The organism is Rhodonellum sp., assembly GCF_030656585.1.
GTDB classification, from domain to species: Bacteria; Bacteroidota; Bacteroidia; order Cytophagales; family Cyclobacteriaceae; genus Rhodonellum; species Rhodonellum psychrophilum.
Genome location: NZ_JAUSPP010000066.1, coordinates 93,215 through 112,448, shown reverse-complemented (window position 1 = coordinate 112,448; position 19,234 = coordinate 93,215). Strand labels below are relative to the sequence as shown.

General features: G+C 41.5%; 23 protein-coding genes and 1 tRNA gene. 7 read left to right on the top strand and 17 right to left on the bottom strand.

Annotated features, from left to right (window positions below; translation table 11 throughout):
• The first annotated feature begins 78 nt into the window (after positions 1-78).
• Both Q7J63_RS16900 and Q7J63_RS16895 read left to right on the top strand, forming a co-directional pair.
• Positions 79-321: a hypothetical protein gene (locus Q7J63_RS16900; protein ID WP_033405290.1), complete on the top strand. Its 243-nt coding sequence runs from the start codon at positions 79-81 to the stop codon at positions 319-321.
• A gap of 82 nt (positions 322-403) precedes the next feature.
• Positions 404-739: a rhodanese-like domain-containing protein gene (locus tag Q7J63_RS16895; protein ID WP_019597779.1), complete on the top strand. Its 336-nt coding sequence runs from the start codon at positions 404-406 to the stop codon at positions 737-739.
• Positions 740-897: 158 nt separating this feature from the next.
• Here the strand turns inward: Q7J63_RS16895 and Q7J63_RS16890 are convergent, their stop codons facing one another.
• Positions 898-1,185 carry a TIGR03643 family protein gene (locus tag Q7J63_RS16890; protein ID WP_304887815.1) on the bottom strand — a complete coding sequence of 96 codons (288 nt, stop codon included), beginning with the start codon at positions 1,183-1,185 and terminating at the stop codon, positions 898-900.
• 41 nt (positions 1,186-1,226) lie between these two features.
• On the opposite strand from Q7J63_RS16890, the gene Q7J63_RS16885 reads away from it, so the two are divergent.
• Positions 1,227-2,696 carry a cryptochrome/deoxyribodipyrimidine photo-lyase family protein gene (locus tag Q7J63_RS16885; protein WP_304887813.1) on the top strand — a complete coding sequence of 490 codons (1,470 nt, stop codon included), beginning with the start codon at positions 1,227-1,229 and terminating at the stop codon, positions 2,694-2,696.
• A gap of 641 nt (positions 2,697-3,337) precedes the next feature.
• On the opposite strand, the gene Q7J63_RS16880 is transcribed toward Q7J63_RS16885, so the two are convergent.
• Together Q7J63_RS16880 and Q7J63_RS16875 are read right to left on the bottom strand one after the other, a co-directional pair.
• Positions 3,338-3,410, bottom strand: a tRNA-Gln gene (locus Q7J63_RS16880).
• A gap of 165 nt (positions 3,411-3,575) precedes the next feature.
• Positions 3,576-4,214 (bottom strand): hemolysin III family protein, encoded by a 639-nt coding sequence (locus tag Q7J63_RS16875; RefSeq protein WP_019597774.1) that lies wholly within the window; start codon positions 4,212-4,214, stop codon positions 3,576-3,578.
• Positions 4,215-4,405: 191 nt separating this feature from the next.
• Here Q7J63_RS16875 and Q7J63_RS16870 point away from each other — a divergent pair, with 191 nt between their 5' ends.
• Positions 4,406-4,654 carry a hypothetical protein gene (locus Q7J63_RS16870; protein ID WP_019597773.1) on the top strand — a complete coding sequence of 83 codons (249 nt, stop codon included), beginning with the start codon at positions 4,406-4,408 and terminating at the stop codon, positions 4,652-4,654.
• A gap of 69 nt (positions 4,655-4,723) precedes the next feature.
• Here Q7J63_RS16870 and rplI read toward each other — a convergent pair whose 3' ends face one another.
• From rplI to Q7J63_RS16850, 4 genes are all read right to left on the bottom strand, one after another.
• A complete protein-coding gene (gene rplI / locus Q7J63_RS16865) occupies positions 4,724-5,167 on the bottom strand; it encodes a 50S ribosomal protein L9 (RefSeq protein ID WP_019597772.1) in 444 nt (147 codons plus the stop codon).
• 41 nt (positions 5,168-5,208) lie between these two features.
• A complete protein-coding gene (rpsR, locus tag Q7J63_RS16860; RefSeq protein ID WP_019597771.1) occupies positions 5,209-5,460 on the bottom strand; it encodes a 30S ribosomal protein S18 in 252 nt (83 codons plus the stop codon).
• Positions 5,457-5,828 (bottom strand): 30S ribosomal protein S6, encoded by a 372-nt coding sequence (rpsF, locus tag Q7J63_RS16855; protein WP_019597770.1) that lies wholly within the window; start codon positions 5,826-5,828, stop codon positions 5,457-5,459. Before rpsF ends, rpsR begins: the two co-directional genes overlap by 4 nt.
• A 102-nt stretch (positions 5,829-5,930) precedes the next feature.
• Entirely contained in the window at positions 5,931-6,851 is a 921-nt protein-coding gene (locus Q7J63_RS16850) for a hypothetical protein (RefSeq protein ID WP_026333624.1), read from the bottom strand.
• Positions 6,852-6,881: 30 nt separating this feature from the next.
• Here Q7J63_RS16850 and Q7J63_RS16845 point away from each other — a divergent pair, with 30 nt between their 5' ends.
• Entirely contained in the window at positions 6,882-7,481 is a 600-nt protein-coding gene (locus tag Q7J63_RS16845; RefSeq protein ID WP_304887808.1) for a methyltransferase domain-containing protein, read from the top strand.
• On the opposite strand, the gene Q7J63_RS16840 is transcribed toward Q7J63_RS16845, so the two are convergent.
• Positions 7,475-8,254, bottom strand: a complete 780-nt coding sequence (locus Q7J63_RS16840) for an O-methyltransferase (RefSeq protein ID WP_304887806.1) — start codon at positions 8,252-8,254, stop codon at positions 7,475-7,477. The genes Q7J63_RS16845 and Q7J63_RS16840 overlap by 7 nt on opposite strands.
• 1 nt (position 8,255) lies before the next feature.
• On the bottom strand, positions 8,256-8,642 hold the full coding sequence (gene apaG / locus Q7J63_RS16835; RefSeq protein WP_304887804.1) for a Co2+/Mg2+ efflux protein ApaG: 387 nt from the start codon (positions 8,640-8,642) through the stop codon (positions 8,256-8,258).
• Positions 8,643-8,717: 75 nt separating this feature from the next.
• On the opposite strand from apaG, the gene ung reads away from it, so the two are divergent.
• Both ung and Q7J63_RS16825 read left to right on the top strand, forming a co-directional pair.
• Entirely contained in the window at positions 8,718-9,380 is a 663-nt protein-coding gene (gene ung / locus Q7J63_RS16830) for a uracil-DNA glycosylase (RefSeq protein ID WP_304887802.1), read from the top strand.
• A 320-nt stretch (positions 9,381-9,700) separates the two neighbouring features.
• A complete protein-coding gene (locus Q7J63_RS16825; protein ID WP_304887800.1) occupies positions 9,701-10,498 on the top strand; it encodes a TerB family tellurite resistance protein in 798 nt (265 codons plus the stop codon).
• A 159-nt stretch (positions 10,499-10,657) separates the two neighbouring features.
• Here the strand turns inward: Q7J63_RS16825 and lepB are convergent, their stop codons facing one another.
• The 8 genes from lepB to Q7J63_RS16785 form a co-directional block, all read right to left on the bottom strand.
• Positions 10,658-11,734: a signal peptidase I gene (gene lepB, locus Q7J63_RS16820; protein ID WP_019597761.1), complete on the bottom strand. Its 1,077-nt coding sequence runs from the start codon at positions 11,732-11,734 to the stop codon at positions 10,658-10,660.
• Positions 11,735-11,739: 5 nt separating this feature from the next.
• Positions 11,740-12,471, bottom strand: coding sequence for a 4-hydroxy-tetrahydrodipicolinate reductase (gene dapB, locus Q7J63_RS16815; RefSeq protein ID WP_304887798.1), 732 nt, complete (start codon positions 12,469-12,471; stop codon positions 11,740-11,742).
• Between the two features lie 3 nt (positions 12,472-12,474).
• Positions 12,475-13,026 (bottom strand): DUF5683 domain-containing protein, encoded by a 552-nt coding sequence (locus Q7J63_RS16810; RefSeq protein ID WP_304887796.1) that lies wholly within the window; start codon positions 13,024-13,026, stop codon positions 12,475-12,477.
• A 54-nt stretch (positions 13,027-13,080) separates the two neighbouring features.
• On the bottom strand, positions 13,081-13,998 hold the full coding sequence (locus tag Q7J63_RS16805) for a ParB/RepB/Spo0J family partition protein (RefSeq protein ID WP_304887795.1): 918 nt from the start codon (positions 13,996-13,998) through the stop codon (positions 13,081-13,083).
• A gap of 10 nt (positions 13,999-14,008) precedes the next feature.
• Positions 14,009-14,788 (bottom strand): ParA family protein, encoded by a 780-nt coding sequence (locus Q7J63_RS16800; protein WP_019597757.1) that lies wholly within the window; start codon positions 14,786-14,788, stop codon positions 14,009-14,011.
• Positions 14,789-14,797: 9 nt separating this feature from the next.
• Positions 14,798-15,481: a metal-dependent hydrolase gene (locus Q7J63_RS16795; protein ID WP_304887792.1), complete on the bottom strand. Its 684-nt coding sequence runs from the start codon at positions 15,479-15,481 to the stop codon at positions 14,798-14,800.
• Between the two features lie 186 nt (positions 15,482-15,667).
• Positions 15,668-17,467 (bottom strand): membrane protein insertase YidC, encoded by a 1,800-nt coding sequence (gene yidC, locus Q7J63_RS16790; RefSeq protein WP_019597755.1) that lies wholly within the window; start codon positions 17,465-17,467, stop codon positions 15,668-15,670.
• 112 nt (positions 17,468-17,579) lie between these two features.
• Positions 17,580-19,199 carry a CTP synthase gene (locus Q7J63_RS16785; RefSeq protein WP_019597754.1) on the bottom strand — a complete coding sequence of 540 codons (1,620 nt, stop codon included), beginning with the start codon at positions 19,197-19,199 and terminating at the stop codon, positions 17,580-17,582.
• Positions 19,200-19,234: the final 35 nt, after the last annotated feature.

Sequence of the window (19,234 nt, the reverse complement as noted above, 5' to 3'; positions counted from 1 at the left end):
GATCCATATTGCGGATTTGGGGGGCTTTGTTGACAAAAGCTGGATCCCAATGATGTACAAAATAAAGGAGCGAAAAAAATGAAATCAACTATAAATAACTGGCGTCTGGTGATCATCTTCTGTTTGACACTCGGTCTGGCACCTTTTTTTCCTGAGCCACACATCTGGGGGAAAATCAAATGGATCGCCGGAGGGGGCGTTGGAATGCAGCTGTTGGATTGGTTCGACTTCGTCTATCATGGTCTTCCATGGGTACTTTTGCTCAGGTTGGTCGTGCTGAAGGTGAATACAAAATTTATTGTCAAAAAGGAAGTGGCGTAAAAAAAAACAATGATTGTGATAAAGGTTACGGTTTAGAGATGTTCCGGGGCGTAATTTTGTATTGATAAAACCATAAAAAACTATGTTTGATTTCTTTAGATCAAAACCAAAAAACTATATAGACTTGAAGTCAGAAGATTTCAACAAAGGTCTAACTGCAAAAGATGCCGTGCTTATTGATGTAAGGTCGGCGGGAGAATTCAATTCTGGGAAAATAAAAGGAGCCAGGAATATTGACATCATGGGTCCAGGATTTTTGGCTCAGATCCAGAATCTTCCAAAGGACAAGTCCTATTACCTTTACTGTCGCAGTGGCAACAGAAGTGGCCAAGCGGCTGATGTAATGGGGAAAAATGGATTTGAAAAAGTATATAATCTTGCCGGTGGAGTAATGGACTGGCCATTCGAATTGGTGTAAGAATAAATGTAGGTTTGGGAAATTGGAAAAAGCATGGCCAGGTAGGTCATGCTTTTTTTGTGCTCTTAGGAATTGTTTTGTTTTTTTGGTAGAAGGAAACCTGCTCAATAAAAAATAAACAGCACTATTTGGGCAATTGCCGGCTCGGTGAAGGTAGATTAGTTTCTTTTGCTCATTTTGTTCAAGGCAATTCCTTTTTGCATCTTCGATTTGAAATGATTGATATCTTCGGTGGCTTTGGCGGCATGTTTGGTTTTTCTTCCCTGAACCCTTTCGCGCCACATCCTGAAGGAACTTGGTTTCATCTCCCTTCTCATGATGGTGATCACTTCTTTTTCGACAAGATTAAATTGCCTTTCGATGGCATCAAAAGCCGTACGGTCTTCCCAAGCCATTTCGATGACCCTATCAATATCCTGATCGGTCAGTTCTGAAATATTTCCCATATTTTCAAAACCATGGACAGTCACAATTGTTTAGGCATCACATGGAGAAGGTAAACGTCGTTTGGTTAAAAAGGGATTTGAGAATCAGGGACCATGAAGCATTGCACAGCGCCATTTCAGATGGACTGCCCTTGATTTTGGTCTACCTGTTCGAGCCTAGCCTTGTCGCAGCCAAACAGAGCGATGAGCGCCATTGGCGGTTCGTCCACCAAAGTTTGGTTGACCTCAATGCTCAGCTTTCCCCATTTGATGGCAGGGTTCATTATTATCAGATGGAAGTTGAAGATTTTTTTTCTGCATTGACCCACCATTTTGAAATCAAGCAGGTTTTTTCCCACCAAGAAACGGGTATCGCTGTGACCTTCGAAAGAGACAAGCGCATGAAAAGGTTTTTTAGGGATAGGAATATCCTTTGGAACGAATACAGTCAGCAGGGAGTGAAAAGAGGACGAAAAAACAGGTCGAATTGGAGCAAGGATTGGGAGAAAATGATGTCTTCAAAAAGCTTTGATCCAGACCTTACCAAAGGAAGGTTTTACACGCTTTCGAAATTATTTGAGGCTGAACTCAAAACCCTTCCAATTCCCGAAAACTGGAAGAGCCTCAATCCCCAGATGCAAAAGGGTGGAGAAAGCACTGCTTGGAAGTATTTCAATTCCTTTTTGTCCGAAAGGGCCAAAAATTACAACAAGCACATCAGCAAACCCGAATTGAGCAGAAAAGGCTGCAGCCGTCTTTCACCCTATCTGGCATGGGGGAATTTGTCCATCAGGCAAGTCTTTCAGGCAGCAGAAAAGCGAAAGAAAGAGGGTTTTCAGATAAAGAATTTGACCAATTTCCAATCCAGGCTACGCTGGCATTGCCATTTCATCCAAAAATTCGAAATGGAATGTCGGATGGAATTTGAAAACGTGAACAGGGGATTTGATGGACTTCGGGAAGAAAAGAAATTATTGGGAATCGAAGCTTGGAAGGAGGGGAGAACAGGCTTTCCCCTTGTGGATGCCTGCATGCGTTGCCTGATCGAGACAGGGTATCTGAATTTCAGGATGCGGGCCATGCTGGTTTCTTTCCTGACCCATCACTTATGGCAGGATTGGAGGGTGGGGAAAGACCATTTGGCAAGAATGTTTCTGGATTTTGAGCCCGGTATCCATTATCCCCAGTTGCAGATGCAGGCTGGCGTCACAGGGATCAATACGGTGCGGATATACAATCCAGTCAAACAATCCCAAGACCATGATCCCGATGGTGTATTTATTAGGAAATGGGTTCCGGAATTGGGTAAAATTCCCCTTGCCTTTCTGCATGAACCTTGGAAGATTACAGCCATAGAACAGCAGATGATGGGGTTTGTTTTGGGGGAGGACTATCCCTATCCCATCGTGGATCTGGAATCAGCGGGGAAATATGCCCGGGAGCATATCTGGAAAGCGCAAAAAACCGAAGAAGTGATAAATGATGCCTTCAGGATTCTGAACACCCACACAGTGCCCAACCGCTGGCCATAAGGCTCTTCGGCAACTGCGCTGTGTTTCGTCCAGCCTTTATTGGTTTTGGGTTTTTTTGAAGGAAGGAATCTTTTCTTTTTTTGTTTGGGGAAAAACCCATTTCAAACGAATAGTCTGATCATTAATCCCGTTTTATGCATTATCAATGTTGTCCCGGTCTGAAGTTTCCTGATAATCAGTCGGTTGTTTACTATTTTTTTTACTTCAGCAAATTGGGCTATTCATTATTATCCAAATAATCTGATTTTCCTGTAGTTACAGTCCCGCTAGGAAGCCTAATGCATATTTCTGGTTGAATCCGCCCAGCTCCGATTTTGGAAACAACAGAAATTTTTGTAGTAAGAAAATGTGTAGTCCTTTTGGGGATGATGTGGAAGCAATTTAACCCGTTTTATGCATAGCGAACTCAATTCGATAGTAAAATTAACTGATGTTCAAATATTTGTTGATTTTTTTGACATCACCCTATTGGAGTAATGAATTAGTCTCATTATATTCTGATTTTCTTGCAGTTTCGATCTCATATGGAAACCTGATGCATATTTCGGGTTTAAGAAGAGAAATTGGAGAGGAGATTAATTTTGAAAAAGTATTGTTTACCCAAAAGGGCAAAAAAAAAGCAGCTCATTGAGCTGCTTTTGTTGGCCGACCAGGGCTCGAACCTGGACTCTTCTGGACCAAAACCAGACGTGTTGCCAGTTACACCATCGGCCAATTCAAACATAAATAAATTGCTTTTCTTTATGGTGACACAAATGTAGGGCGACTTTTTTTTTGATGCAAGTCCGACCCAAAAGAATTTTATGGTTTGTTAGCTAATTGACTAAATTTCAAGCAATAAAATTTTCATGGATTTTAAAGGGCTTCCTACTTTTTCTCCTAATGTCCCTGGATCATGTACAGAATGGCAATAAAATGAAGGATGGTGCCCGCCAAAACGAATAGATGCCAAATGGTGTGTGCGAATCGCATGGTGGTTCTGGTATAAAAGATGGTGCCCAACGTATAGCTAATTCCACCTGCGGCGATCAATGAAAGAGAGGGGATGCTGAGGTTTTCGAGTAAAGGTTTGGCAATGAAAAGTGCCATCCAGCCCATGCCTAAATACAAGATCAAAGAGGCTTTTTGGAAGCGGTGGGTGTAGAAAATCTTGAAGATGACACCCAAAAGTGCCAGTGTCCAGACAATCCCGAAAAATAACCAACCAGTTTGCCCCTGAATCCCGCTCAATAGAAATGGGGTATAGGTGCCTGCAATCAGAAAATATATCCCGATATGGTCAAAGGTCCTGAGCCATGTTTTGATGGGTCCTTCAGGAGTGGCATGGTAAAGTGTGGAAAAGGTATAGAGAAGCAATATGGAGCCCCCAAAAAGACTGCAGCTGATGATGTCGATCGCCGATCCATCCAAAACCGAAAAAGTCACCAGAAGTGAAATGGCAATGATGCTGAACAAGATCCCAAATCCATGGGTGATGCTGTTGGCAAATTCTTCCTGTTGGCTTTGCTTTCTGATCATTTTATAGGGGTTTGGGTAAATATACCAAAATCAGCAAGAATAAATATATAGCCAAATGAGGCTTTGAAATCGATTGTTTGGCAATATATAGGGCCTAAATATTTGATTGTTTTGTATTTGCAGAAAAAATATGGAATTTTGCTTGAGATAATCAACTTCAAAATCCTTTTTTTAACAAAACTTATTTTATCATGTCAGCAAAAAATTTAGAGAAAACAGTGGTTTCTACTTTGGAGAAACTTGAGAAATTGAAAATCGATGGAAAACTTCATGCGGAATTGTCTTGGTGCTGGAATAGCTACAAACATGACAACAATCCTAAGGGGGTAATCGAGAAAAGTGGAGAGGCGCTCGAACTTTTGAAGGCTAAAAGAAATGAAAACAATAAGGCTGTTTCGAAAAAACTGATAGAAGACCTCGAGAAAATTGCAGCGCTTTAAATGGAGTAGTAAACAAAAAAAGGCTTTCCCGATTAAGGAAAGCCTTTTTTTGTTTCATTGTAGGCCGTATTACTCAGCTACTACAACGAATTTTACGTTTTGTTTCACTTCTCTGTGAAGATCAACCTCAGCTTCAAATTCACCGGCACCTTGAACAGGAGTGTTGATAGAAATTTTCTTTCTGTCAATCATGATCCCTTGTGCTGCCAATGCATCTGAAATTTGAAGCGTAGTCACTTTTCCGAAAAGTTTTCCGGACTCACCGATTTTCGCTTTGATTTCCAAAGTGATCTCAGCAAGTTGTGCAGAAATAGTTTCTGCTTCAGTTTTGATTTTTTCTGCTTTGTGAGCAGCCTGCTTGATGTTTTCAGCAAGAATCCTTCTATTGGAATCTGTAGCCAATACAGCGAAGCCTTGTGGGATAAGGTAATTTCTACCGTATCCTGCCTTTACAGGCACAAGGTCATTCTTATAGCCAAGTCCTTTTATGTCTGTCTTTAAAATAACTTCCATTGTTGTAAAATTTATTAATGTTTGGGATAGAACAGCTGGTATTATTTCAAACCATCAGCCACGTAAGGCAATAGTGCCAAGTGTCTTGCCTTTTTAATGGCATTTGCCACTTTTCTCTGGAACTTTGCAGAGTTTCCGCTTAATCTTCTAGGAAGAATTTTACCTTGCTCATTTACAAACTTCAATAAGAAGTTAGGATCTTTGTAGTCAATATACTTAATGCCGTGTTTTTTGAAACGACAGTATTTTTTTCTGTTTTCTACTCTGTTGATCGGTTCGTTCTTAAGTGTCATTTTGCTTGCTCCTCCTTGGCTTCAGTTTTTTTGTTAAATTCACCTTTTCTTCTTCTATCTGCATAGAGTAAAGAATGTTTGTCCAAGACAGTAGTCAAGAAGCGAAGTACTTTTTCGTCTCTTCTGAGTTCAAGTTCAAACTTTTTGATTAACGTAGGCTGACTTTTGAACTCAACCAATACGTAAAATCCAGTGCTTTTTTTCTGAATTGGGTAAGCCATCTTCTTAAGACCCCAACTTTCAACATTGATGACATCTGCCCCCTCTACTTTTAACAAGTTTATAAACTTGTCTACGGTATCCTTTGTCTGAATCTCAGACAAAACGGGAGTTAGTATGAATACCGTTTCATAATTTTTTTGGAACATTTTTTAATCGTTTAATGATGTATTATTTAAACAGACCGCAAATTTAGACTAATATTTTGTTTTGTCCAAATCCACATCCATAAATGATGGGAATCATTTGGCTTATTTCACCTCAAAATTCTTGGTCCCGATTTCGTAACCATCTGCATATATCCGCACGACATATTTTCCGGGGGTATAATTAGAGCCCCTTTCGTAGAAATAAGTCAATTCTTGCTTGCTGTTGTCAAAAAGAATGTCTTTGTGAACGGTATAGAATTCTTCCCTTCCATCAATGGCAAAGGTTCCGGAACCTCTGGCCACATCAAAAATCGGTTGGTTGTTGGGCGCAATGATCTGGACGTAGATGTCACGTGTTCCAAACTCGGCCACTTTATTGTCTGCCAGGTTAAAACTTACTTTCAGCTTTTCGATCTGTCTGTTCTTGAATCCATCTTCCCGCTCTTTTCCACGGGAATTCACCGCAGCAACCAAAATGTTTTCAGCCTTCAACCTTGCCGCGATGTTTACTTTATCTTGAAGCTCCTGTTGTTTGATGTTGAGCTTGACCACTTGCTCTTCAATCACCGCTTGGGTGGATTTGAGTGTCTCATTTTCCGAAAACAACTGCTCGTTTACCTCCCTTAGCCGTAGGATTTCCTCGTCTTTTTCCTTAAAAACCTGGGTGAAGCTGTTGATTTTTTTGTTCAGGGCCGCTATTTCTCCTGCAGATCTTTTGGCATTGGAATTACGTTCCATGACAAGTTGTTCCCTTATTTCCTCGAGAGAGGCGATATCCCCACCCAATTTTTCGATCTCCTGAATCCTGAGATCCAACTGAAAAGTCACTGAATCCAGTCTTTTGTTCAGCTCATTGTTGTCCACTGATAGGATCAGTATTTCTTCTGTTTTTCGGTTCTTGTCCAGATTGTCAGTATATAATTTTACACCACTGAGGATGATTAGTATGATCAATACGATGATCAGGATATTTTTCCCCTTATCACCTCTTTTTGGTTTTTCATATTCGTAATTGCTGTCCATGGCCATATTATTGTATTTTTATCAAAAATAATGAATTTTATGCTTATATCCTTAGAGGAACTTTATTGGTCTACCCGGTATCTCAATAAAGAGACTGGATGGGACCTCGGCAGCATCTCCACGCCGCTTAAGCAATATTTGGACCAAATTCTTAATTTTCAATTGTCTATTCTGGTCCCTGGAGCCGGAAATGGACATGAAGCTTCCTATGCTTTTCAAATCGGGTTCGAAAACCTCCATATTCTCGATATTTCTCCGGTTCCTCTTGGTGAATTTTTGCTAGCCAATCCGGATTTCCCTAAAAGCCAATGCCACCACGAAAATTTCTTTGCTCATGATGGCCAATATGACTTGATTTTGGAACAAACCTTCTTCTGTGCGCTTCCTCCCGAAATGAGATCCCAGTATGCGGCAAAAATGCACGCGCTCCTAAAACCCGGGGGTAAATTGGTTGGCGTTTTGTTCAATCGGGATTTTCAGCTCCAAGGCCCACCCTTTGGTGGCTCAGAATCGGAATACCTCGGGTATTTCCAGGGCTTATTTCATGTTTTGAAAATGGAAGCCTGCAAGAATTCCATTCCTGCCCGTCAGGGGTCCGAATTTTTCTTCGTTTTGCAAAAACCTCAATAGTGAAGAACATAATGGTTTTTTGCAATTCCCTTTTTAAAAATCAAGATGCCGCATTCATAAAAATCCATGCTGATACTGATATTTGGATGGCTCTTGATCTCTTCCCAAGCTTTATTCATTTCTCTTGACCAATGAATATCGGCTATCGCCACGATACTTGTTGCCCCCAAGTAGGGCAAAATCAACTCGAAATAGGCCTTCGTCCCCTTGTAGGTATGTGTAGCATCGATCAGCACAAAATCAACTTGCCCGTTATCACTTAATATTGAAGGCAAGGTGTCTTGGATTTGTCCCAAGACATAGTGGATGTTTTTTGGAGGATTGTTTTCCTGTGCTTTTTGAAACAAAGCTTCAGCTCCTTCAAAAGAATATAAATTCCCTTTTACTTCCCTAGCCAGATAACGGGCATTGATGCCTACACAAGTCCCCAATTCCAATACTTTTTCAGCGGGAGTGATGCCACAAAAGTATTGGTAAAGCTGGGAGAATTTCCTCGTACTCGTACTGAACTTGGTGATATCGGAGGCAATTCTTGTGTTGGTTTTTAGTTTTTTGGATCCTGCACCAAAATCCTCTATTTCCAATACTTGGTCATCTTTCAAAAGTAAATGTCTGAACTCTTCAAGATCCAGGTCTTTGTCGACCGCATTCTTCGAATAATTCAAAAGACCGTTGTAAATCTCAAACGCCAATGGGGATTGAATCGAATGCCTTTCTTCATTGACAAGCCAATGCTTCAGAAATGCTTTGACGGCGTAAAAGCTAAGGCCCAAATCAATTGTTAAAAATAGGAGAGATCAAATGGAATTCTGGAATGGCAACTTCAATGATCTTTCCATCCAACACTTTCTCCATGTAATATAAACCTTTCATTTTGCCTAATCCTGATTTTAGATTGCAGCCCGACACATAATGATGGGAATCTCCAGGTTCCAAGATGGGTTGCTGACCGATGACACCATCTCCTTCAACGATCTTGGGGATATCTCCAGCATCTGAAATCTCCCATTTTCTCCGCAACAACTGGATGGTGTAAGGGCTTTTGTTCTCAATACTCACTTTATAGGTAAAGACAAAATGGTGCTGATGGGGACTGGAAAATTCGGCTTGGTAGGTAACCTCCACAGTGACGACGATTCCCTCAGTAATGGCAGTGATCATAATATCTTTATTTTAAAGAATTAAAAGTACGCAAAATCTAATAAATTTAAGGATTGTTTACGAATTTCAAATGATATGGATGTTAAAATTGAACCAAGTTGGAAAAATATAATGGAGGCTGAATTTTCCAAGCCCTATTTTATTGAGCTGGTGGATTTCATAAAAAATGAGTACAAAAATCAAGAAATCTTTCCGAAAGGGAATGATATTTTCAATGCTTTCTGGCACTGTCCCTTCGAAAAAGTGAAGGTCGTAATTCTGGGCCAAGATCCTTACCATGGCCTCGATCAAGCACATGGGCTGTCATTTTCGGTACAAGAGGGTATTCCTTTCCCTCCAAGTCTGTTGAATATTTTTAAGGAAATAAAACGGGATTTGGGGACTTCCATTCCCGCACATGGAAACCTCACCAAATGGGCGGATCAAGGTGTTCTGTTGCTCAACGCAACTTTGACGGTAAAGGCCAATCAGGCAGGGTCCCATCAGAATAAAGGCTGGGAGAAATTCACAGATGCGGTGATCGGACGCATTGCAGCACATCATCAACATACCGTTTTCATGCTCTGGGGTGCGTATGCACAAAAGAAGGGGGCATTGATTTCCTCCGAAAAACATCTGAAACTGGAGGCACCACATCCTAGTCCATTATCAGCATATAGGGGCTTTTTGGGGAGTGGTCATTTCTCCAAAGCCAATGCATATTTAAGAGAAAAAGGACTAGAGGAAATTAAGTGGTGACTTTTTTCATTGCCCATTTTTACTCATTTTGTGCAAGATCAATTCAATTCCATCCTGAATTTGCCTTAAAATCAAGTCTTTGTTTGCTGTATCTGACTTCAGCATCTTGGGGCCAGACCTTATTCTCCAAATAGACTGATTTTCTTTTATTTCCAACCCCTTTCAGGAAACCCAATGCATAATTCGGTTTTGATGGAGAAGTGAAACTTGCAGATGTCCAAAAAAATATTTGGACATCATTAAATAAATCAAAGCCAAAGTCGATTTCAATATCTGACAGAAAATAACGTTTCAATCTGTAAACCAATTCAATTTTTAATATGGAAAGCGAGGATCAAATTTTATTGAAAGACTATTCAAATGAGGAAAAGGCAGCTTATTTTGGCGCATTGGCCGTAGTTGCCTCTGTCGATGGACATGCTTCCCCGGAAGAACTTGAATTTTTGAGGATAATGGGTGAAGCAGCAGAACTCCCGGAAAAGGCTCAAAACGAGATCGTCCAAATAGCAAACAAACCGGACATGATCAGTTTGCAAAAATGTCTGGAAGTCTTGAAGAAAAGCGAACTTCGGTTCTCCTTTGTGACGGACATCATCAGTTTTGCAAAGTCAGATGGAAAATATACGGAGGAGGAGACCGAAAAAATCAAGGGGATTGCTGACTTTTTGAATATCAACAGAGAGCAATTCAGCATCTTGGATACGTTTGTGGATAAAGCCAACGCTGCGCAGCAGCATGGTGAGGATCCAACTTCACAGTCTTTCTTCAGTAAATCCGGGATGGACGATTTGTTTCAAAAAGTGGGGATTTCACCTAAGATGGCGAAAGGAATGTTAGGTGTAGCTGCTCCATTGGTTATTGCAGGGATGCTCAGTGGTGGGCGAAAGCGCAAGGGCTCGTCTGGCGGGATGGGGGGTGGGTTGATCGGTGGTCTTCTGGCTGGGGCTTTGAGTCGAGGATTGATGGGAGGAGGAAGTGGCATGAGTACAAGTGGTGGGGGGCTTGGCTCCATACTTTCCACACTTGGTGGTCTCAGCGGAAAAAGCGGCTATACCGGTATGGGTTCTGGTGGGCTTGGGTCGATTTTAGGCAATATTCTTGGTGGCAATAAAAAATAAGGGGGAGTTCTTTTTGCTTTACTCCAGCCTGAATTTGGAATATTTAGAATTTGATTGGTTTAAACCCGGAAGGTTTTGGGTTTTGAGACAAAGAATTACAAAAAAAACACCCTTGGAAGTAACCAAGGGTGTTTTTTTTGACAAAGATTTCAATAGACGTTAATTTATAGCGTTAAAAAACCTGCTCCATCGGATTTTGTTAAACATAGATTCATGTTTGTCCAAGGACAACCAGAGGAACCACGCTTTGCCTACGATATGGTCTTCGGGGACAAATCCCCAATACCTAGAATCGAGTGAGTCATGTCTATTGTCACCCATCATGAAATAATAATCCTGTCGGAAGGTGTAAGTATCCACTTTTTGGCCATCGATGAGGATTTCATTGTCCTGTATGGTGACGGATTCATGCCCCTCGTATTTTTCGATGGTAAATGCATATTTGGCAATATTGTCTTTCGTCAATTCGATTGTCCATCCTTTGGCAGGAATTTCCAAAGGACCATAGAAGTCCTTGTTCCATCCAAAATATGCGCCATCAGGAAAAACCCTCGGGTCTCCATAATCTTCCAAATCCAACCTTTTTGTGATGGAAGATACGGCGGGTGAGCTTTTCAATCTGGATACCATTTCCTCAGTGGCAAAGACCATGTATCCTGAATTATTGGCAAAGGGATAAAAACTATCCTGATTGATACCGTACTCCTTAAAAAAATCAATGGTCAATGTCCTATTGGAAAGTACGTCGTAAGAAAACTGCATTTCCTCTGGATTGGCTCCAATTTCCCCGTTGATGTACAACTGTGATTTTCTGATTTCGATGATGTCTCCAGGAATGGCCACCGCTCTCTTGATATAATTGGTCTTCAGGTCTACGGGAAATTCAAATTCCGCAGGCCAGTTGAAAACCACCACATCGTCTCTTTTTACCGAGGTAAATCCAGGAAGTCTGTAGTAAGGCAATTTGATCAATTCAGAATAGGATTTCAAATCTGTTCCCCAAATTTTCTGATGGGTCAGTGGGACTTGGAGAATGGTCCTAGGGACACGTGTCCCATAATGCATTTTACTTACAAAAAGGAAATCCCCTACCAAAAGGGATTTTTCCATGGAAGCCGTGGGAATGGTAAAAGGCTCAAGCAAGAGCCATCTGATCAAACTGGCAGCGACTACTGCAAAAATCAAGGCATCTACCCATTCACGGGAAGCCGATTTTTTCTTTTTTTCTTTTGTCATTTTCTTCAAAAATTTCGGAAAGATAGGAAATCATCCATTGTAAGTACTCCTTTTTTGTCTTTAATCCACTCTGCCACCAAAACTGCCCCTAGGGCAAATCCTTTTCGGCTATGGGCGGTATGGGTGATTTCGATATCATCGATTTCAGATTGATAGCGGATGATGTGGGTTCCAGGAGCTGGATCAATCCTTTTGGAAGTGATCGGCAAGGCATCCTTCGGCATTGGTTTTTCCTCAGTCAATTCCCATTGGCTCAGTCTGTCGATGTTCTTGACGATATCCTCTGCAAGTGTGATCGCAGTGCCACTTGGAGCATCTTTTTTCTCAGTATGGTGGATTTCCTCAATGCTTACTTTGTAGTCCGACTGTTCATCCATTAACTGCGCCAAGTATTGATTGACCTTGAAAAACACATTGACACCAATACTGAAGTTGGAGGCATAAAAAAATGTCCCTTCCTTGTCAGCTGTCAACTTTTCAATTTCCGGTTTCTTTTCCATCCAACCTGTTGTGCCTGAAACAACAGGGATTCCCCGTTCCAAGCCCCAGCGAATATTGGAAATGGCAGCTTCCGGTTGACTGAACTCAATGATTACATCTACGTTTTGCGGTTGGATCTGTTCCAGTTCTGCCCGGTTGTCGATGTTAATTTTTCCTATAATTTGGTGACCACGGGACACACCAATTTCTTCTATGATCTTGCCCATTTTCCCATACCCCAGCAACAATATTTTCATATTCTAAAATTTTAATTTTAATGACATTCCAAATGTATTTCCCCCAGCCGAATGGGATTCAAAAGAAGGTTCCAGTTTCAATGTCAGGTCATCACTGATGTCAAATCCAGATAAATGGGCATCTACTTGGGCATCAATGATATTGAGTGCGTAAATAACGCCAAAGAAAACAAAGACCAGGTCCCTGTTTTTCCGCCAATAGTTGACATTTCTCACCAATGCATCCCTGTTTAGATTTGGGAATGCAGGGTTTGGTTCCTGCCGGTCCAAGGCAAACAAAGCCTTTCTGAACACTTTGTATCGCCTGTTGTTGAACTCCGCAAAATAAGCATTGGTGATGATCCCTCCATAAATGATGGGGACTTTCCATACCTTTTCATTATAAACCTGCCCCGCTCCCGGTAATACTGCCGATAGGATGGTGGCCGTTTTTGGGTCTTTGATACTCCTATCCCGCAATATTATGGGGTCTTCTTCAGCGGCTTCCTGTGCAAAGGAGCTGTGGCAAAAAAAAATTCCCATAAACAACAGGAAAGCAAGGAGGAGAGAGCTCATCTTTGATTTGGGATTGTCAAATGGGAATGGGGTGGAATTGAAGGATTTCACTTCTTAGATAATTTCAAGAATTTCCAAAATTCTATTTAGATCTTCGGTGGACCGAAATGGGATTTTGATTTCACCTTTGTTTTTGGCATCGGATTTCAATTGGACCTTAGATCCGAAATGACTGGCCAAACGGTGTTGGATTTTCCCGATTTCATATTTCCTTACAGGGTCTATAGCAGGTTCCTTCTCTTTCGGCTTTTCGTTCGGTCCTTCATTGAGGTTTTTGACAAGTGCTTCCACTTTTCTCACACTCAATTCCTCTTCAATCGTCCGTTTGTATAGTTCCAGCTGTTTGTCAATGTCTTCGATATTGATCAAGGCCCTCGCGTGGCCCATCGTTATTTTCTGGTCCCGTATTCCCGCCTGGATATCCGGTGGGAGTTTCAGCAAGCGAAGGTAGTTGTTGACAGTCGTCCTGTTTTTCCCAACACGTTCTCCCAATTCTTCCTGTTTCAGGTTGCATTCAGCCAACAAGCGCTGGTAGGAATGGGCAATTTCGAGTGCATTCAGGTTTTCACGTTGAATATTTTCGATAAGGGCCATTTCCAGCATTTGCTGATCGTTGGCAAGTCTGACATAAGCTGGAATTTTTTCCAATCCAGCCATTTTACAGGCTTGAAAACGGCGCTCTCCCGAGATCAACTGATATTCACCTTCACTCAGTCTTCTGACGGTAATGGGTTGGATAATGCCTTGTATTTTTATGGAGTCTGCAAGTTCCTGAAGGGAATCTTTGTCAAAATACATCCTAGGCTGATAGGGATTGACTTGAATATTTGACAAGTCAATCTCAAAAACCCCTGCCATGGGATTGCTGGGCAAAAGCTCCTGCGGTTTGTTTTTTAACGGAGAATCCTCCAACAAAGCTCCCAAGCCTCTTCCAAGCGCGCTCTTTCTTTGCATCGGTTTTTTGTCAGCCATACGAATCGATTTATTTAACTTTTTCTATACTGTTCTTGGCTGCGATTTCGCCGGCAAGATTGAGATAGGCAATAGCCCCTTTTCCATCTGCATCAAAGGCGATGGCTGGAAGTCCAAAACTTGGCGCTTCGCTCAACCTGACGTTCCGGGGAATGATCGTGTTGAATACCAAATTCTTGAAATGCATCCGGACTTCTTCCACAACTTGGTTGGAAAGTCTCAGTCGGACATCGTACATGGTCAATAAAATCCCTTCAATTTCCAAGTCTGGATTGAGACGCGTCTGAATGATTTTGATGGTATTGAGTAATTTCCCCAATCCTTCCAAGGCAAAATATTCACATTGAACTGGTATTATCACCGAGTTGGCAGCCGTCAAGGCATTGATCGTGATCAATCCCAATGAGGGTGAGCAATCAATGATGATGAAATCATAAAGGTCTTTTATTTTTGAGATGACCGCTTTCATCTTCTCCTCCCTGTTGTCCAAATTGATCATCTCGACTTCTGCACCCACCAAATCAATATGGGAAGGAACAAGGTCTAGGTGATCCATGGAGGTTTTGCGGATGATGGTGGAAATATCAATTCCATCCACCATGCATTCATATATGCTGACTTCTATTTCCTTTGGGTCGTGTCCAAGACCGGAGGTGGTATTGGCCTGAGGGTCGGCATCGATCACCAGCGTTTTGTATTCCAATACAGCCAAACTGGCTGCTAGGTTCATTGCTGTTGTCGTTTTTCCTACGCCTCCTTTTTGGTTGGCTATTGCAATTATTTTTCCCATTATTTCCAATCAAAGGGTAATAGTTTCTCCAATATTAATCAAAATCAACTCTTTTCCGGCCTGTAATGCCACTTTTTTTGCATTCTCAAGGTCGATTTCAATGTCAGGAAAGGTATTGTAATGCATCCCAATTATTTTGTCCGTGCCTACAAAATCAGCGGCTTTTATCGCATCTTCCATTCCCATCGTGTAATTGTCTCCAATCGGCAAAAAAGCAAAATCCAAATCGAATTCTTCTTTGATCAATTTCATGTCATAACTCAGGGCAGTATCTCCTGCAAAGTAAAAACAGCCCTTTTCGGATTTTATTACAAATCCTCCCGGATTTCCACCCGAAGTTCCATCGGGAAGTGTACTGCTGTGAATAGCATTCACATATTTTACTTTCCCAAAATCAAAAACCTTACTTCCTCCATGGTTCATGGAGTGATGGTTTTTGACGCCTTTTTCGGCAAACCAATTCACGATCTCAAAATTGGAAACCAATACTGCATCTGTAGAATTGACAAGAAATTCCACGTCTTCCACATGGTCATTGTGTCCATGGGAAACCAGAACGTAATCCGGCCTGATTTCATTGATATCAATATGGGACGCTTTTGGGTTAGAACGGAAAAAAGGGTCGAAAACTATTCTTTTATCCCCGATCTCCAACAAAAAAGAAGAATGTCCATAATAAGTGATTTTGATCATGGTCCTTTGGTATTCCTGATTTTGCTTATTGGCAAATATATCATTTATAATTTTAGCGTAAACAAAATGTTTTCCACAGTCCGTTGTGGATAGACTGAAAACCTCACCGTTCCAACGGGGTTTTTGCCTCGGAAATCCGCCTATAGCCTATAAAAAAAGGGACCCTTTTGAGGTCCCTTTGGCTGTTTATTTTTTCTTTTTGCTTGCTTCTGCCGACTTCATCGCATCTTCCAATTTTTGTTGGAAAGTGGATTTCTTTTTGTTGACATTTTTGATTTTGCTTTTTTCTACTTTCTCCCTGATTTTGGCATCGTCCACGAACAATTTTATCAATGCCTGCTGACCGAAAGTGACCATATTGGAGACAAAATAGTAGAAACTTAGTGCTGCCGGGAAAGAGTTCAGCACAAACATAAAGCCGATCGGCATAATGTAGCCAAGGTTTTTCATCGGTCCAGTGGCCGCAGTCAGCTGATTGTTGAATCGGGTGTAGGCGATCTGCGAAACTGTCATCAACAAGGTAAATAAACTCACATGCGATCCATAGAATGGGATGGTGAAAGGCAATCTGATGATGGAGTCATAGGTCGAAAGATCATGTGCCCAAAGGAAGGACTCCTGTCTCAATTCAATGGAATTGGGGAAGAAAAAGAACATCGCAAACAGGAAAGGCATTTGCAGAACCATTGGCAAACAGCCACTGATCGGACTTACCCCCAATTGACCAAAGAGTTTCATTTGCTCTTGTTGTTGCTTGGTGGGATCATCCTTGTATTTCTCCTTCAACTCATCGATTTCAGGTTTGATCACCCTCATTTTTGCCATGCCCACGTAGGATTTGTAGGTCAATGGGAAAAGGAATATCTTGATAATCAGAACGATCAAAATGATGATGATACCGTAATTGGTGAAATATTGCTCCAAAAATTGGAAAAGATTCACAATAATGTATTTGTTGACCCAGCTTACAAAGAAATAACCCATGTCCACGTTTTTCTCAAAACCGGGAGTGATCGTTTTCAGGAGTTTGTAATTGTTGGGACCGAAGAAATAAGTAACATTGGCCTGACCGTTTTCCAATGGAAGAACCAACGCGGCTTTCACATTTTTGACAGACAAGGTGTCTTTTGGCGTTACCTGGTTCAAGTCAGCTTCGTTGAATTGACTATCGGCAATGATACTTGAGGTGAAAAACCGCTGGCTAAAGCTGACCCATTTGACGGGGTCTGTTACCCTGTCCTCAGCCGAATCACTTGTCAGACTGAGATAATCATAATCGCCAGCGACGGTATAGAAATTTATATTGGTTTTTCTTCTCGATTCTTCGATATCCTCTTCTTGTTTGACCAGTCGATCTTCCCAAAGTATATTCACTTTGGAATCGACTATCTGTCCGGAAAGGCCTGAAAAATCCAAGGCTTTGTCCACCAAATAAGTACCATCCTTGATGGAATAGGTTCTGGAAATCTTCCCAGACCCAGCTTGGGCCACAAATTCCAGCTTGGTTGTTTTTACACCTGCTGAATCTTGGCTGCTTGTTTTGGGGACAAAATAGAAATCATTCAGGCTCAAAAGACCCTTTCCAGTTTGAATCTGATAATTGATTTCGGAGCTGTTTTCGTCCAAAATCACCAAAGGCTTTTTGTCCCAGGTCAAGTAATCTTTCAAGATTACTTTTTTGATCTCTGCTCCCTTTGATGAAAAAGTAACAATCATCTTGTCATTTTCAAGGATTACCTCTTCCTCATTTCCCCTTGTCAATCCTGCGAAAACACCGAATTGATTTTGGGCCCGAATGTCCATGAGACTGTCAGGTTCTTGAATTTCCAAAACCACATCCGTACTGGTTTGTCCAATTGGACTGGATTGGGTGGTTTGATCGGTCGTATCCTGAAGTTGTGGCTCAGGCGAGCTGGCAAAGAAAAAAGAATACACCAGAAGTACTGCTGCGAAGAGAATCAGTCCTGTCGCTTGGTTTCTATCCATAATATTAAATTAATACTGACAATCCCAATCAGAAGGCGATTCCGTGAATACTGAAGAAATTAATATTCGGCAATTCACTTTGTTACTTTCCAATTGGATTGGCAAAAACGGTTTATTTTAACTTTTTATTTTCAATGGTTGACTTGATGAATCTCACAAACAAAGGGTGTGGATTCAATACGGTACTTTTGTATTCGGGATGAAATTGGGTACCTACAAACCAGGGATGGTCCTTCAATTCCATAATTTCAACTAAATCAGTGTCGGGGTTAATGCCCGAAGCCATCATTCCCTTTTCCTGAAAATCTTTCAGGAATTTATTATTGAACTCATAACGATGCCTATGTCTTTCCTGAATTTTGGTCTTTCCGTAAGCCTTTTCTGCTTTACTGCCTTTTTTGAGTTCACAAGGATAAGAACCTAAACGCATGGTTCCACCCAATTGATCAACATTTTTTTGTTCTTCCATCAAGGCAATCACAGGATATGGATTGTAAGGGTCCATTTCTGTGCTGCTGGCTTCCTTTAAACCCAATACATTTCTGGCAAATTCAATGACGGCAACTTGCATTCCCAGACAAATCCCAAAGAATGGAATTTTGTTTTCGCGGGCAAATCTAACAGTTTCTATCTTACCTTCAAGTCCCCGCTCTCCAAAACCTGGGGCAACCAGTATTCCATCCAGTTCTTCAAATCTTTTTTCAATGGTTTCCGGATGGATTTCTTCAGAGGAAATCAAGACCAAATTCACTTTGCATTCGCAAGCAGCACCTGCATGCACGAAGGATTCGATGATGGATTTGTAAGCATCCGGCAAGGAAACATATTTCCCCACCAAGCCAATAGTGACTTCCTGCGTTGGGTTTTTTAGTCTCCCCAAGAAATCTTTCCATTGTTCCAGATCCGTATTGGTCTTGGAGGTGAGTTTCAATTTGGTCATCACCCTCTCATCCAATTTCTCTTTTTTCATCAAAAGAGGAACATCGTAGATGGTTTCGGCATCCATCGCTTCTATCACGCAATTCAACTGCACGTTGCAGAAAAGCGAAAGTTTCTTTTTGACTTCAAGTGGCAAATGATGTTCTGTCCTGCACACCAAGATGTCGGGCTGAATGCCCGCTTCCAACAGTTGTTTTACTGAATGCTGGGTTGGTTTGGTTTTGAGTTCTTTTGCCGCAGACAAATAGGGGATTAGCGTCAGGTGGACGACCAAAAAATTACTGGGGCCCAATTCCCATTTCGCTTGTCTTACGGCCTCGATGAATGGAAGGGATTCGATATCTCCTACACATCCACCGATTTCGGTAAGGATGACATCGTATTTGCCCTCTTCACCCAATTTGAAAAAATTATGTTTGATTTCGTCTGTGATATGAGGGATTACTTGAACGGTTTTGCCCAAATATTCACCTTTTCTTTCCTTGGTGATGACATTGTTGTAGATCTTCCCCGTGGTGACGTTGTTCGCCTGGGAAGTTGGGGTATTTAGGAATCTTTCGTAGTGGCCCAAATCCAAATCGGTTTCAGCGCCATCTTCGGTGACATAACATTCCCCATGTTCATAAGGATTGAGTGTTCCCGGGTCGATGTTCAGATACGGATCGAATTTCTGGATGGTTACCCGAAAACCTTTGGCTTGTAGTAATTTGGCCAAAGAAGCGGCAATTATGCCTTTTCCAAGTGAGGAGGTTACGCCTCCGGTAATAAAGATGTATTTGGTGGATGATGCCATAAGAATGGAGAGATAAGATTTTGTTTAAATTCTTA

Coding starts and splice junctions, on each gene's coding strand:
- Q7J63_RS16845 (WP_304887808.1), top strand. CDS start 6,882: ATGAATTTTATGCTTATATCCTTAGAGGAACTTTATTGGTCTACCCGG.
- Q7J63_RS16805 (WP_304887795.1), bottom strand. CDS start 13,998: ATGGCTGACAAAAAACCGATGCAAAGAAAGAGCGCGCTTGGAAGAGGC.
- Q7J63_RS16885 (WP_304887813.1), top strand. CDS start 1,227: ATGGAGAAGGTAAACGTCGTTTGGTTAAAAAGGGATTTGAGAATCAGG.
- Q7J63_RS16810 (WP_304887796.1), bottom strand. CDS start 13,026: ATGAGCTCTCTCCTCCTTGCTTTCCTGTTGTTTATGGGAATTTTTTTT.
- rpsR (WP_019597771.1), bottom strand. CDS start 5,460: ATGACACTTAAGAACGAACCGATCAACAGAGTAGAAAACAGAAAAAAA.
- rpsF (WP_019597770.1), bottom strand. CDS start 5,828: ATGTTCCAAAAAAATTATGAAACGGTATTCATACTAACTCCCGTTTTG.
- Q7J63_RS16875 (WP_019597774.1), bottom strand. CDS start 4,214: ATGATCAGAAAGCAAAGCCAACAGGAAGAATTTGCCAACAGCATCACC.
- Q7J63_RS16870 (WP_019597773.1), top strand. CDS start 4,406: ATGTCAGCAAAAAATTTAGAGAAAACAGTGGTTTCTACTTTGGAGAAA.
- Q7J63_RS16850 (WP_026333624.1), bottom strand. CDS start 6,851: ATGGACAGCAATTACGAATATGAAAAACCAAAAAGAGGTGATAAGGGG.
- rplI (WP_019597772.1), bottom strand. CDS start 5,167: ATGGAAGTTATTTTAAAGACAGACATAAAAGGACTTGGCTATAAGAAT.
- lepB (WP_019597761.1), bottom strand. CDS start 11,734: ATGACAAAAGAAAAAAAGAAAAAATCGGCTTCCCGTGAATGGGTAGAT.
- Q7J63_RS16825 (WP_304887800.1), top strand. CDS start 9,701: ATGGAAAGCGAGGATCAAATTTTATTGAAAGACTATTCAAATGAGGAA.
- yidC (WP_019597755.1), bottom strand. CDS start 17,467: ATGGATAGAAACCAAGCGACAGGACTGATTCTCTTCGCAGCAGTACTT.
- dapB (WP_304887798.1), bottom strand. CDS start 12,471: ATGAAAATATTGTTGCTGGGGTATGGGAAAATGGGCAAGATCATAGAA.
- Q7J63_RS16785 (WP_019597754.1), bottom strand. CDS start 19,199: ATGGCATCATCCACCAAATACATCTTTATTACCGGAGGCGTAACCTCC.
- Q7J63_RS16895 (WP_019597779.1), top strand. CDS start 404: ATGTTTGATTTCTTTAGATCAAAACCAAAAAACTATATAGACTTGAAG.
- Q7J63_RS16890 (WP_304887815.1), bottom strand. CDS start 1,185: ATGGGAAATATTTCAGAACTGACCGATCAGGATATTGATAGGGTCATC.
- Q7J63_RS16795 (WP_304887792.1), bottom strand. CDS start 15,481: ATGATCAAAATCACTTATTATGGACATTCTTCTTTTTTGTTGGAGATC.
- apaG (WP_304887804.1), bottom strand. CDS start 8,642: ATGATCACTGCCATTACTGAGGGAATCGTCGTCACTGTGGAGGTTACC.
- Q7J63_RS16900 (WP_033405290.1), top strand. CDS start 79: ATGAAATCAACTATAAATAACTGGCGTCTGGTGATCATCTTCTGTTTG.
- Q7J63_RS16800 (WP_019597757.1), bottom strand. CDS start 14,788: ATGGGAAAAATAATTGCAATAGCCAACCAAAAAGGAGGCGTAGGAAAA.
- ung (WP_304887802.1), top strand. CDS start 8,718: ATGGATGTTAAAATTGAACCAAGTTGGAAAAATATAATGGAGGCTGAA.